Below are 12,896 nucleotides of genomic sequence, written 5' to 3' on the forward strand. Positions count from 1 at the left end.
TCAGGGCCCCGCTCGCGGTCTGCCGACCTACACCGCCTCCCGGTAGGGGTTGCGCGGATCCTGCGTCCAATTCAAAAACGGCTTGCCTGTATCAATGGGCACCATCTCGATGCAATCGGCCACCGGGCAGGTGATCTGACACAGGTTGCAGCCCACGCACTCGTCATCGATCACCTCGTACTTATGCGTGCCGTCCGCCTGCTTCAAGCTGGCGATGGCCTGGTGCGAGGTGTCCTCACAGGCGATATGGCAACGGCCACAGCCAATGCACGCCGCTTGATCGATCCTGGCGATCACCTGGTAGTTGATGTCCAGGTATTTCCAGTCCGTGGTGTTGCCCACCGCGCGCCCGGAAAAGTCCTGCAGGCTGGTGTAACCCTGACTGTCCATCCAGCGCGACAGCCCGTCCTTCATTTCTTCTACGATGCGAAACCCATGCAGCATCGCTGCCGTACACACCTGCACCGCACCGCAGCCCAGGGCGACGAATTCCGCAGCGTCGCGCCAGTTGCCGATGCCGCCGATGCCGCAGATCGGTAGGCCGTGGGTCTGCGGGTCGCGGGCAATTTCCGCGACCATATTCAACGCAATCGGCTTGACCGCCGAGCCGCAGTAACCACCGTGGGTGCTTTGGCTGCCGACCGTGGGCAGGGCGACCATGCGCTCCAGGTCCACGCTGGTGATGGAGTTGATGGTGTTGATCAGCGACACCGCATCCGCACCGCCGCGATACGCCGCGCGTGCCGCCACGCGGATGTCGGTGATGTTCGGCGTGAGCTTGACGATCACCGGCAGCGAGCAATAGGTCTTGCACCAGCGCGTCACCTGTTCCACATACTCCGGCACCTGGCCCACCGCCGCCCCCATGCCGCGCTCGGGCATGCCGTGGGGGCAGCCGAAGTTGAGCTCGATGCCGTCGCAGCCGGTAGCCTCGACCAGGGGCAGAATGTTTTTCCAGGCGTCCTCCACGCACGGCACCATCAGCGACACGATCAGCGCACGGTCGGGCCAGTCCTTTTTGACCTGGGTGATTTCCCGCAGGTTGATCTCCAGGGAGCGGTCGGTGATCAGCTCAATGTTGTTGATGCCCAGCACTTCGCGGTTGGCGCCGTAGTGCGCCGAGTAACGCGATGACACGTTGACCGCCGCCGGGTCTTCACCCAGGGTCTTCCACACCACGCCGCCCCAGCCGGCTTCAAACGCGCGGACCACGTTGTAGGCCTTGTCGGTGGGGGGCGCGGAGGCCAGCCAGAAAGGGTTGGGGGCTTTGATACCGGCGAAGACAATCGAGAGATCGGCCATTACGCAGCCTCCACATTCAGCATGAGTTGGGCGTGCATGGCTTCGGCCGCCAGCTTGCCGTGTTGCACCGCTTGCACGGTGAGGTCCTGGCCGAGGCTGACGCAATCACCGCCGGCGTAGACCCCGGGAATGCTGGTGCGCAGCTGTTCGTCGACGAAAATCCGCTCGCCCACGCGCGCCAGTTGCGCGGCCAGAGGGTCGTGCAGCGCCGCGCCGTCAAAGCCTTGGCCGATGGCCTTGAAGATCGCATCGGCGGCCAGTTCGAACGTTTCGCCGGTGGGCAGCAGGCGGCCATTTTGCAGATGGGTGCGGGCAAAGCGCATGCCGCGCACGTGACCTTGGTCGTCAAGCAGGACGGCCTCCGGTTGTGCCCACGTCAGCAGGCGCACCTGATTGGCCTTGGCGATGTCCTGTTCATGCTGGGTGGCGCCCATGTCCGCCAGGCCGCGGCGGTACACCAGGTTCACGTCACGCGCGCCGAGACGGGCCATTTGCACAGCCATGTCGATGGCGGTATTGCCCGCGCCGAGCACGATGCAGCGGTCGGCCAGCGGCAGTTGGGTCAAGTCCTCGGCCTGGCGCAGTTCGCGGATGTAGTCGGTGGCGGCGAGCAGGCCGGGGGCATCTTCGTGGGGCAGCCCCAGCTGTTTGCTCGCGGCGAGGCCGAGGCCAAGGAATACCGCATCGAATTGCTGGTGCAGCTCGCTCAGGGTGAGGTTGTCACCCAGGCGCTGGCCGTGACGGATCTCGATGCCACCGATTTGCAGGAGGAAATCCAGCTCCTTCTGGGCGAAGTCATCCACCAGTTTGTACTTGGCGATCCCGTATTCATTGAGACCGCCAGCCTTTTCCCGCGCTTCGAAGATCACCACGTCGTGGCCGTGCAGCGCGCTCCTATGGGCGCAGGCCAAACCCGCAGGCCCGGCGCCCACGACCGCGATGCGTTTGCCGGTCGGCGCGGCACGCTGGAACGGGTGTTCAGTGAAGTGCGCATTGTCCACGGCGTAGCGTTGCAGCAGGCCGATCAGCACTGGCGCGCACTCTTCGGCGTTGTTGCGCACGCACGCCTGCTGGCAAAGGATTTCTGTGGGGCAGACCCGCGCGCAACTGCCGCCGAGGATGTTGGCCGAAAGGATTTTTTGCGCCGCGCCTTGCACGTTTTCGGTGTGGATATTGCGGATGAACGACGGGATATCGATCTCGCTGGGGCACGCGTTCACACACGGCGCGTCGTAGCAATACAGGCAGCGCGAGGCTTCCAGTATGGCCTGGCGAGCGTTGAGGGGCGGCGCCAGGTCGGTGAAATGGCTGGCGAGGGTGGCGCCATCCTCGCGCGGATGGGGGAGGTGGGTCAGGGTCTGGATCACGGTGGTGGCCTCACGGTTTTTTGCCTCTGGCGGGCATTGGTTTTTTGTGGCCTGGGCTGGCCTCTTCGGCTGCTTCAGCGCTTCACAGCAACCGGCCGGGAATGCTCGGCCCGCTTGCTCAACTGCTCAAACACCGACGGGTACGCCGGCCGCTGCACATAGCGCCCTGCACCGCGCTCGGCGCGCAGGTCGCCATCGGCCCAGACCAGCTTGCCCTGGCTGATGGTATGGCTCGGCACGCCACGTACGGTCTTGCCTTCGAAGATGTTGAAGTCGACCTGCTGGTGGTGCGTCGCCGCGGAAATGGTCCGCGTACCCTGCGGGTCCCACAGCACCAAGTCGGCGTCGGCACCGACGCGGATCGCGCCTTTGCGTGGGTAGAGGTTGAAAATTTTGGCGGTGTTGGTGGAGGTCAGCGCGACGAATGCCTGCATCGACAGGCGCCCACTGTTGACGCCTTCGTGCCACAACAGCGCCATACGGTCTTCGATCCCGGCGGTGCCGTTGGGGATCTTGCTGAAGTCGTCACGGCCGGCGGCTTTTTGATCGGCGCAGAAGCAGCAGTGGTCGGTGGCGGTGGTGTGCAGGTTGCCCGATTGCAGGCCGTGCCACAGGGCTTGCTGGTGGCCAAGCGGGCGAAACGGCGGGCTCATCACGTAGCCGGCGGCGGTCTGCCAGTCCGGGTGTTGATAAACGCTGTCGTCGAGCAACAGATGACCGGCGAGCACTTCGCCGTACACCGGCTGGCCTTTGCCGCGGGCATAGGTGATTTCATCCAGCGCCTCTTTGGTAGACACGTGCACCAGGTACAACGGCGTGCCGATGGTTTCGGCGATACGGATCGCGCGGCTGGCCGCTTCACCTTCCACTTGGGAGGGGCGTGACAGCGGGTGCGCTTCCGGCCCGGTGAGGCCCTGGGCCATGAGTTTGCGCTGCAAGTGGTACACCAACTCGCCGTTTTCCGCATGCACGGTGGGCACCGCGCCCAGTTCCAGGCAGCGCTCGAAGCTGGCGACCAGGGTGTCGTCCGCCGCCATGATCGCGTTCTTGTAGGCCATGAAATGCTTGAAGCTGTTGATGCCGTGATGGCTGACCAGCTCGGCCATTTCCTCGCGCACCTGCTCGCTCCACCAGGTGATCGCCACGTGAAAACCATAGTCGGACGCCGATTTTTCGGCCCAGCCACGCCACTGGTGGAACGCTTCCATCAACGACTGCTGCGGGTTGGGAATCACAAAGTCGATGATCGACGTGGTGCCGCCCGCCAAGCCCGCCGCCGTGCCACTGAAAAAGTCTTCACTGGCCACGGTGCCCATGAAGGGCAATTGCATGTGGGTATGGGGGTCGATGCCGCCGGGCATCAGGTATTGGCCGCTGCCATCGAGTATCTCGGTACCGGCGGGAATATCCAGGTCGGTGCCAATAGCGCGGATCAGACCGTCTGCGCAAAACACATCGGCCAGGTAACTTTCATCATGGGTAATAACGGTGGCGCCACGGATCAACAGCGACATGTCGAGTTCCTCACAGGCTTGACCGGCTGGTGCCAGTTCTAAGTGTTGTAATGCGGCTCACCGAGGCGTGGTTAATTCCTGTCATCGGTGACAGGAATAGAAACTAGCCCGAGTTTTTCGATTGGGCAAGTAGATTTTTTATAAGCTTATAGTGTTTATATCTTATTGATTTATAAGGATAAAACATAAAAATCACCAAAATGTAGCGAGCGCTCACCATTTTGACGCACTTGACAGGTTCCCAATATGAGCAACATTTCTTATTGCAAATCAGGCGCTTGAGATATGCCCCTTGACGCGCCGGCTAAATAAAAATAATGGTGTTGCACCAGATTGAGTCCTGACAGTTCGGGCAACTTCCGCGTTATCCAGCCTGAGTCGCGTGGCAAGTACCGCAGGGTCAGTCGGAAAGCTGATTAACATCAGCACGTTATATAAGCGGTTTGGGTGTGGCGGCAGTTTTCGGCACGGTTATTGAGTGCAGTGACGGCTGGCCGGGCCCGTGATGTCATGTTGTTTACGAGGTACTCCGGCCACCTGCATCAACCCTGCAGGTGAGCAAAAATAACTCGAAAAACCGTGGAGCGGCCATGCAACAGAACAGATCGCAAGTCATTGAACGCAACGGCCTGTACGAACTCGACGCCGGCCCCGACGTCCTCGACAGCCCTCGCTACAACCACGACATGGCACCGACCAAGGTGCATGAACGGACCTGGAACAAATGGCATATCACCGCACTGTGGGTCGGCATGTCGATTTGCGTGCCCACCTACACGCTGGGCGGGGTGCTGACCGCCTACTTTGGATTGTCGGTGGGCGAAGCGCTGGTGGCGATTCTGCTGGCCAATATCGTGGTGCTGATCCCGTTGACCCTCAACGCTTTCCCCGGCACCAAGTACGGTATTCCGTTTCCGGTGTTGCTGCGTTCGTCGTTCGGCATTCTTGGCTCCAACGTACCGTGCCTGATTCGCGCTCTGGTGGCGTGCGGCTGGTTTGGTATTCAGACGATGTTTGGCGGGCTGGCGATTCACCTGTTCCTGGGCTCGATTTTTGAAGGGTGGAAGGCCCTCGGCGGCACCGGTGAAGTCATCGGGTTCATGCTGTTCTGGACCCTCAATCTGTGGGTGGTGTTGCGGGGTGCCGAGTCGATCAAGCGCCTGGAAACCCTGTCGGCACCGTTGCTGGTGGCGGTCGGGATCGGTCTGCTGGTGTGGGCGATGCCCAATGTGTCGATCAGCGAACTGATGGCGATCCCGCCCAAGCGTCCCGAAGGTGCGAGCCTCACCGGCTACTTCATGGCCGGCCTCACGGCGATGGTGGGGTTCTGGGCCACATTGTCGCTGAACATTCCTGACTTCAGCCGTTACGCCAAAAGCCAGAAGGATCAGATTCTCGGGCAGATTTTCGGCCTGCCGCTGACCATGTTCCTGTTCGCCGCCCTCGGCGTGATCATGACCGCCGCGTCGGTGAAACTGGTGGGCGTGAGTGTGTCCGACCCGGTGACTCTGATCGGCCATATCCAGAGCCCGGTGTGGGTGGCCGTCGCCATGGCGCTGATCATCATCGCCACCCTGTCGACCAATACGGCGGCGAACATCGTCTCGCCCACCAACGATTTCCAGAACATTGCGCCCAAGCTGATCAACCGCACCACCGCAGTGATCCTCACCGGCCTTGTGGGGCTGCTGTTGATGGGGCACGAGTTGCTGAAAAAACTTGGGCTGATCGTCTCGGACGTGAGCCTGGAAACGGTGTATTCCAACTGGCTGCTGGGCTATTCAAGCCTGCTGGGGCCCATCGCCGGGATCATGGTGGTGGACTACTTCATCACCCGCAAACAGCAACTGGACCTCGCCGGTCTGTACCGCGATGACGTGTACCCGGCATGGAACTGGACGGGGTTTCTTGCCTTCGGTGTGCCGGTGGTGCTGACCTTGTTGTCCCTGGGCAGTGATGCGTTCAGCTGGTTCTACAGCTATGGCTGGTTTACCGGTTCGGCCCTGGGTGGCGTGCTTTATTACGGCCTGAGCGCCAGGCACGGGGCCAGCCCGGTGGTCGTCAAAGTCAATTCATAAGAAACATTGCCTGAGGAGAACTCCATGAACGCTGCCCTCGACGTTCTGCAATCGACCCATCAGCACATCAACCGCGACCGCCTGTGGCAGTCGCTGATGGACCTGGCCAAACTCGGCGCCACGCCCAAGGGCGGTGTGTGCCGCCTGGCCCTTACCGACCTCGACCGCAAGGCGCGTGACCTGTTTGTGCAATGGTGCGAGGCCGCCGGCTGCAGCGTGACCGTCGACGGCATTGGCAACATCTTCGCGCGCCGCCCAGGGCGCAACCCCGACCTGCCGCCGGTGATGACCGGCAGCCATATCGACACTCAGCCCACGGGCGGCAAGTTCGACGGTTGCTTCGGCGTATTGGCCGGTGTGGAGGTGCTGCGCACACTCAATGACTTGAACATCGAAACCGAGGCGCCGTTGGAGGTGGTGGTGTGGACCAACGAAGAGGGCTCGCGTTTTCCGCCCTGCATGATGGGCTCAGGGGTGTTCGCCGAGAAATTCACCCTGGCCGATACCCTGGCCAAGGTCGATGCCGATGGCGTCAGCGTTGGTGAAGCACTCAATGCCATTGGGTACGCGGGCACCCGTGCCGAGAGCGGGCACAAGGTCGGCGCCTATTTCGAGGCACACATCGAGCAAGGCCCGATTCTTGAGGATGAGAAGAAAACCATCGGCGTGGTCCTCGGCGCCCTGGGGCAAAAATGGTTCGACCTGACCCTGCGCGGCGTCGAAGCCCATGCCGGGCCCACGCCGATGCACCTGCGCAAGGACGCCCTGGTGGGCGCGGCGGCGGTGGTGGCGGCGGTGAATGCGGCGGCGTTGGGGCATCAACCCCATGCGTGTGGCACGGTCGGTTGCCTGCAGGCGTATCCCGGTTCGCGCAACGTCATTCCAGGCGAGGTGCGCATGACGCTGGATTTCCGTCATTTGGAGCCGGCTCGCTTGGATTCGATGATCGCCCAGGTGCGAAAGGTGATCGATGACACCTGCGCCAAGCATGGCTTGAGCGTTGAGATGCAACCCACTGCTGATTTTCCGCCGCTGTATTTCGACAAAGTCTGTGTGGAGTCGGTGCGCGACGCGGCGAATGGTTTGGGCCTGTCGAACATGGATATCGTCAGCGGGGCGGGGCACGACGCGATCTTCGTCGCTGAGCTGGGCCCGGCGGGGATGATTTTCGTGCCCTGCGAAGGCGGCATCAGCCACAACGAAATCGAAAACGCCGCCCCGGATGACCTGGCGGCGGGGTGTGCCGTGTTGTTGCGGGCGATGGTGGCCGCGTCGGCAGCCGTTGCCGGCAGAGCACGTGCAGCCTGAGTGTTGCTCGATGCGCTGGTGTGTATAGCGTGAGGATTGTCATTTGGTCGTGGTGCCGCTCAAGCCCTTGCGCTTGAGCGGCTATCGGGCTTAGAAATCCAGCGTCACCCCCGTATACAACGCTCGACCATCACCCGGTGCATGCAACGAGGCCTTGGCACCGTCCGGGTCGTACCAGACGTACTCGTAGTAGCGGTTGGTGAGGTTCTTCAGTTGCACGTCGACACTGACGGACTCGGTCACTTGATACGTCGCGCCGAGGTTCATCAACACGTAGCCGCCGTAAGTGCCCTTGGTGTTCTCGCGCTCCAGGTAGTAGTTCGTCTGGCCGTTCATCCAGGCCGTCACTTGCAGGGCGGGCGTGGCCTGGTAGCTCACGCCGGCGTTGTAGAGGTGATGGGGAATGTGGTCGATTTCCTGGCCTTTGCTGTTGGGCAGGGTTGAGCTGGGCGCGAGGATTTTCGAGTATTGCCAGGCGTAGGCCATCCAGATCTCGGTGCGTTCATTGGGGTGCAGGTTCAGTTGTGCGTCATAGCCCCAGCGCCGGGTCTGGCCGACGTTATCCGACTCGCCGCTCGGGTCGTTGAGTCGACGGCTGACTTCGCCGCTGGCTTCCTGTTGCCAGTAGGCCACCCGGCCGTCGAGCCACTCGGCGGGGGTGAACTTGATGCCGGTTTCCCAGCCTTCGTTGAGTGAGGGGGCCAGGTCGGTGTCCCGGGGTGGAACCTTATAGGCCGCAGCGCCTGTGCCAACCTGAAAGGTGCGGCCCCAGTTGGCATAGACACTGGCGACCGTCCAGGGTGAATACACCACGCTGAGCTTGGGTTGTTTGATCAGCCCATAGTCGTTGATGGCGTAATCCTGGCCGGTCATTTGGTTGGTGAAGTCGCCCTGGATTTTGTCCACCCGGTACGCCGGGATGATCTTCAAGGTTTCAAACGGTTTGATTTCGGCCTGGACGTAGGCGCCGTACGTGTCGAAGTCAAAGCGCTGGTCGCGGGTTTGCGCCAGGCGCGCGCGCTGCTGCGTGCGGTAACGCTCGCTGTTGTTTTGCTGCTGCTGCATGTCCGTGCCGCCTTCCAGGGCGAAGTCATACAGCCAGCTGACTTGCGGGCGCCAGGTCAGGGAGGTGAGGGCGCCGTACTGGGTTTCATAGGCATCGCGTTCCTGCTGGGCGCTGGTGCGCCAGTACTGGGTCCAGCGGCGATCGTCGAAGGTGTTGACGTAGGTTTTGGCCGACCACGCCAGGGTCTCGGTCACGTCGGTGTCCAGGTGTAGGCTGACCTGATTCATGCGCCGCGTGCCTTTGTCGGTGGCGTTGTAGCGGTTGGTCAGGGTGGGGTGGTGGCGTGCGTCGTCTTCACTCAGGTAGCCGGGCTCCTGAGCCTCGGTTTCGTAGTGGCGGGCGATCAGGCCGATGCGGTAGCGATTGTCGTCCGGGGTGTAGAACCACTTGCCGGACATCGAGAATTTGTCAGCCGTGGCGTGATCGCGGTAGCCGTCGGACTTCTGGTAAGCGAAGAAGTAGTTCTGCGTCCAGTTGCTGCCCTCGATGCCTTTGGCCAGTTGCGTCTCCTGAGTGCTGTAGCTGCCGTAACGCACCCGCGCCTTGGTGTACTCGCCGCCGGTGCGCGTGAGCATATTGACGTTGCCGGCGATATTGTTCAGGCCGTAGCGCGCATCGCTGGTGCCGCGCACCACTTCGATGCTGTCCAGTTCCAGGGGGAAAATCATGTCCATGAACGGCATGTTGCCGTCGTTGCTGTTGCTGGGGATGCCGTCGATCAGCAGTTTCACCGCATTGACTTCGCCTTCGCCGTTGAAGCCGCGAAAGGAGATCTTGCCGGAGGTGGTGCCTTGGTTGAACTCGGTGAGCATTACCCCCGGCGCACGGCTGAACAGCTCCCAGCTGTAGTTGACCGGCATCTTTTCGAGGATGTCGGCACCAAGGATATCCACCGAACTGAGCACGGCGCTGGTGCTCAAGGGGCCGCTGGCGTCGGAGCTGCCGCTGACGGACACGGTACCGAGGGTCAGGGCCGAGTCTTCGGCCCCATGGGCCAGCGGGTTGAACACCCACAGCAGCGATAACAATGAGCAGGACACAGCCGCGCGCTTTGCGCGAGGCAGCGTAAATGGAGCAGGCATAGGACACGTTTCCTGATGACCAAAAAACTTCAACGACGTTTAGCCATCCTCGACGGAATGGCGAAAACACAGGGTTTAGAGGCGATCAGGCGACAGGGGAGGCGCGCGGGCTGAGGCTGGGCCAGCGAACCCTGGGGTGCAGCGTGGGCAACACAGGGTTGTCGAAGGCGGTATCGGCGGTGTAGCGCGGCAGGAAGTGCCGGTAATGGTCGGACGGCAGCGCCGCCAGCCCCCCATGGCCGCAGCAGCAATCGCCATGTTTCATCGCGGAGCTGGACGGGCCGGATTTGAGCGGGTCGATCAGCTTGTCGAAGCCGGGCGGCAGTGTCTGTGACGTGCCCCCGGAGCAAAAGCCGCCCCACAGCATCAAGCTGATGTCCGGCGTCTGCATGGCGCGGCTCAGCGGCATTGCCAGCATGTTCAGCAGCAGGGCCAGGCAGGCGACCCAGGGGCTGATGCGTTTGAACGAAGCCATGACGGACGCCGACGCGAAGGGGGCGCACATTTAGCCGCAATCGGGGCGCGGAGTAAAACCGCCGGTGTGCGCCATTTCGCCGCAGCGCTGAATGGGCGTGGCCCGCTATCCGAATAAACCTCGCAACGTGAGACGTGATCAGCTCAGCCGGACGATCACCTTGCCCTTCGATCGCCCCTGTTCGACATAGCTCAACGCATCGGCGGTCGCGTCGAAGGCAAACACGCGGTCGATTACCGGGGTGATGACGCCGGCTTCCACCAGCGTTTTGATCTGGCTCAGTTGAGCACCGCTGTCACGCATGAACACGAAGTCATACTCGACCGATTTTCTACGCGCCTTGCGGCGGATTCCACTGCTCAGCAGGCGCATGAGCATGCCGAGCACCCAAGGCAGCTTTTGCGTGTGGGCAAACTGCGGCGTCGGTGGGCCCGAGATGGAAATGAGGCGGCCCCCCGGTTTGAGAATGCCCAGGGATTTTTCCAGTTCATCGGCGCCCAGGCTGTTCAGGACCACGTCGTAGTCCTGCAGAACGCGGTAGACGTCCTGCTGTGTGTAGTCGATGACCACGTCCGCGCCCAACGCCTTGACCCATTGCACATTGGCGGTGCTGGTGCTGGTGGCGACGAAAGCCCCCAGGTGTTTGGCAAGCTGGATAGCGATGCTGCCGACGCCACCGGAGCCGGCCTGGATAAACACCTTCTGGCCTTTTTTCAGCTTGGCGGTGTCCACCAGCACCTGCCAGGCCGTCAGTGCGACCAAGGGCAGGGCGGCGGCTTGTTCCTGGCTGAGGTTCTCGGGTTTCAACGCCAGCGCGTCTTCCCGCACCGCGATCCGCTCGGCGAAAGTGCCGATGCGGTTATCGGGCACGCGGGCGTACACCTCGTCACCGGGTTTGAAGCCGCTTACCGCAGCGCCCACCTGTACCACCACGCCGGCCAGGTCATTGCCCAATACCAGTGGGAAGGTGTACGGCAAGATCAGCTTGAACGCGCCGCTGCGGATTTTCGCATCGAGCAGGTTGACGCTGGCGGCCTGCACCTGGACCAGTACATCACGCTCACCCACCAACGGCGCGGGAACCTCGCCAATGCGTCCGGGGTGCTTGCCGTAACGGTCGATCAAAAATGCCTTCATGGTGATTCAACTCTCAGGACGTCGCGGTGAGGGCGGTGGGGATTACACGTTGACCAGATAACGCTCGGCCACGTCGGATTGCTTGATCTGCGAAAGCAGGCCCTGGCGCGCGCCCTGCAGGGCATCCCAACGGGCGCCGTCCTGCAGTGGTGGAATGGTCACCGGCTCGCGACGGTCGAAGCCGACCAGTGCCGCGTCGACCAGGTCGCCCACTTCCATGACGTCACTGAGGGTATTGATGTCGATGCCCGCGCGGTCCCAGATCTCGGTGCGCGTGGCGGCCGGCAGCACGGCTTGCACATAGACGCCTTTGGGCGCCAGTTCCAGGCTCAAGCCCTGGGACAGGAACAGCACAAATGCCTTGGTCGCGCCGTAGACGGTCATGCCGAACTCCGGCGCCAGGCCCACCACCGAGCCGATGTTGATAATCGCGCCGTCGCCGGCCTGGGCCAGACGTGGGGCAATGGCGCTGGCCAGGCGCACCAGGGCGGTGGTGTTGAGCGCGACCAACTGCGCCACGCTGTCGGTGGATTGCTCGACAAAGCTGCCGGACTGCGCGGCGCCTGCGTTGTTGATCAGGATGCCGATGGCGGCGTCATCGCGCAGGCGGGTTTCCACGGTGTTCAGGTCGCGGGTTTGGGTCAGGTCGGCCTGGATCACATCGACGTTGACGTTGTGTTGCTCGCGTAACCGGGTGGCCAATGCGTCGAGCCGACCTTTGTCGCGAGCCACCAGCACCAGGTTGTGGCCACGCTGGGCAAACCGCGCGGCGTAGGTGGCGCCGATGCCGGTGGAGGCACCAGTGATAAGAACGGTCTTGGAGCTGCTCATAGAAGTAAACCTCGTTAGGGATGCGGGCGATCTGCGCCGTGCCGGCAAATGATTTGCGTCGACGGTTTTATGATGTCGGTCATAATCAAAACTGTCAACGGTTATGATTATGATCGTAATCAGAGTATGCTCAGGCCTTTGTTTCAAGCGGCAGAGGGACAGTCCATGAAAATCACCAAGGCGCAATCGGCTGCCAACCGCGCGCATATCGTGCACACGGCGGCCGAGCTGTTTCGCGAGCGAGGCTATGACGGGGTGGGGGTAGCCGAGCTGATGGCCACCGCCGGTTTCACCCAGGGCGGCTTTTACAAGCACTTCGGGTCCAAGGCGGATTTGATGGCGGAGGCGGCGCAAAACAGCCTGGCGCACTCCCAGACGCTTGCCGAAGGGGTCGACGCGGAGCAGTTCATCACCCGGTATGTGTCCAGGGAACACCGCGACGACAGGGGCAACGGTTGCACCCTGGCCGCGTTGTGCGCCGACGCGGCGCGCCAGTCCGATGCGTTGAAGGCGACCTTTGCCGACGGCGTGGAAGGCACGCTGGCCAAGCTTGTGGCGAACTGCCCGGCGAGTGCCGATGAGTCCGCGCAAGACGTGCGCGCCAAAATGCTCGACACCCTGGCGCATGCCGTCGGCGCGATCATGCTGTCGCGGGCCTGCCCGGACGATTCGCCGTTGGCCGACGAAATCCTTGACGTGTGCCGCGCAGAGATCCTGACCGCCCTGCGCGGCTAGG

10 protein-coding genes are annotated in these 12,896 nt (G+C 62.3%); 3 read left to right on the forward strand and 7 right to left on the reverse strand.

Annotated features, from left to right (window positions below; all coding sequences use genetic code 11):
* Window positions 1–27 precede the first annotated feature (27 nt).
* From preA to hydA, 3 genes are all read right to left on the reverse strand, one after another.
* Window positions 28–1,302: an NAD-dependent dihydropyrimidine dehydrogenase subunit PreA gene (gene preA, locus PSH59_RS10200; RefSeq protein WP_248081459.1), complete on the reverse strand. Its 1,275-nt coding sequence runs from the start codon at window positions 1,300–1,302 to the stop codon at window positions 28–30.
* Entirely contained in the window at window positions 1,302–2,669 is a 1,368-nt protein-coding gene (locus PSH59_RS10205) for an NAD(P)-dependent oxidoreductase (RefSeq protein WP_305394949.1), read from the reverse strand. The genes preA and PSH59_RS10205 overlap by 1 nt, the downstream gene beginning before the upstream one ends.
* Window positions 2,670–2,743: 74 nt before the next feature.
* Complete coding sequence (gene hydA, locus PSH59_RS10210; protein ID WP_248081465.1) at window positions 2,744–4,183, reverse strand: dihydropyrimidinase; 1,440 nt, start codon at window positions 4,181–4,183, stop codon at window positions 2,744–2,746.
* Window positions 4,184–4,773: 590 nt separating this feature from the next.
* Between hydA and PSH59_RS10215 the strand changes: the two genes are divergently transcribed.
* A complete protein-coding gene (locus tag PSH59_RS10215; protein ID WP_305394950.1) occupies window positions 4,774–6,261 on the forward strand; it encodes an NCS1 family nucleobase:cation symporter-1 in 1,488 nt (495 codons plus the stop codon).
* A 24-nt stretch (window positions 6,262–6,285) separates the two neighbouring features.
* On the forward strand, window positions 6,286–7,569 hold the full coding sequence (locus PSH59_RS10220; protein WP_305394951.1) for a Zn-dependent hydrolase: 1,284 nt from the start codon (window positions 6,286–6,288) through the stop codon (window positions 7,567–7,569).
* 90 nt (window positions 7,570–7,659) lie between these two features.
* Here the strand turns inward: PSH59_RS10220 and PSH59_RS10225 are convergent, their stop codons facing one another.
* From PSH59_RS10225 to PSH59_RS10240, 4 genes are all read right to left on the reverse strand, one after another.
* Window positions 7,660–9,717 (reverse strand): TonB-dependent receptor, encoded by a 2,058-nt coding sequence (locus PSH59_RS10225; protein WP_305394952.1) that lies wholly within the window; start codon window positions 9,715–9,717, stop codon window positions 7,660–7,662.
* 85 nt (window positions 9,718–9,802) lie between these two features.
* Window positions 9,803–10,192: a DUF2946 family protein gene (locus PSH59_RS10230; protein ID WP_305394953.1), complete on the reverse strand. Its 390-nt coding sequence runs from the start codon at window positions 10,190–10,192 to the stop codon at window positions 9,803–9,805.
* Between the two features lie 138 nt (window positions 10,193–10,330).
* Window positions 10,331–11,329, reverse strand: a complete 999-nt coding sequence (locus PSH59_RS10235) for an NADP-dependent oxidoreductase (protein ID WP_305394954.1) — start codon at window positions 11,327–11,329, stop codon at window positions 10,331–10,333.
* Between the two features lie 42 nt (window positions 11,330–11,371).
* The gene (locus PSH59_RS10240; RefSeq protein ID WP_305394955.1) at window positions 11,372–12,160 is read right to left on the reverse strand and encodes an SDR family oxidoreductase; all 789 of its coding nucleotides are present in this window, start codon (window positions 12,158–12,160) and stop codon (window positions 11,372–11,374) included.
* Window positions 12,161–12,325: 165 nt separating this feature from the next.
* Between PSH59_RS10240 and PSH59_RS10245 the strand changes: the two genes are divergently transcribed.
* The gene (locus tag PSH59_RS10245) at window positions 12,326–12,895 is read left to right on the forward strand and encodes a TetR/AcrR family transcriptional regulator (RefSeq protein ID WP_305394956.1); all 570 of its coding nucleotides are present in this window, start codon (window positions 12,326–12,328) and stop codon (window positions 12,893–12,895) included.
* The last annotated feature ends 1 nt before the right edge of the window (window position 12,896 follow it).

The organism is Pseudomonas sp. FP2309, from assembly GCF_030687575.1.
In the GTDB taxonomy this organism is placed as follows: domain Bacteria; phylum Pseudomonadota; class Gammaproteobacteria; order Pseudomonadales; family Pseudomonadaceae; genus Aquipseudomonas.

Coding starts and splice junctions, on each gene's coding strand:
- preA (WP_248081459.1), bottom strand. CDS start 1,302: ATGGCCGATCTCTCGATTGTCTTCGCCGGTATCAAAGCCCCCAACCCT.
- hydA (WP_248081465.1), bottom strand. CDS start 4,183: ATGTCGCTGTTGATCCGTGGCGCCACCGTTATTACCCATGATGAAAGT.
- PSH59_RS10215 (WP_305394950.1), top strand. CDS start 4,774: ATGCAACAGAACAGATCGCAAGTCATTGAACGCAACGGCCTGTACGAA.
- PSH59_RS10220 (WP_305394951.1), top strand. CDS start 6,286: ATGAACGCTGCCCTCGACGTTCTGCAATCGACCCATCAGCACATCAAC.
- PSH59_RS10225 (WP_305394952.1), bottom strand. CDS start 9,717: ATGCCTGCTCCATTTACGCTGCCTCGCGCAAAGCGCGCGGCTGTGTCC.
- PSH59_RS10230 (WP_305394953.1), bottom strand. CDS start 10,192: ATGGCTTCGTTCAAACGCATCAGCCCCTGGGTCGCCTGCCTGGCCCTG.
- PSH59_RS10235 (WP_305394954.1), bottom strand. CDS start 11,329: ATGAAGGCATTTTTGATCGACCGTTACGGCAAGCACCCCGGACGCATT.
- PSH59_RS10240 (WP_305394955.1), bottom strand. CDS start 12,160: ATGAGCAGCTCCAAGACCGTTCTTATCACTGGTGCCTCCACCGGCATC.
- PSH59_RS10245 (WP_305394956.1), top strand. CDS start 12,326: ATGAAAATCACCAAGGCGCAATCGGCTGCCAACCGCGCGCATATCGTG.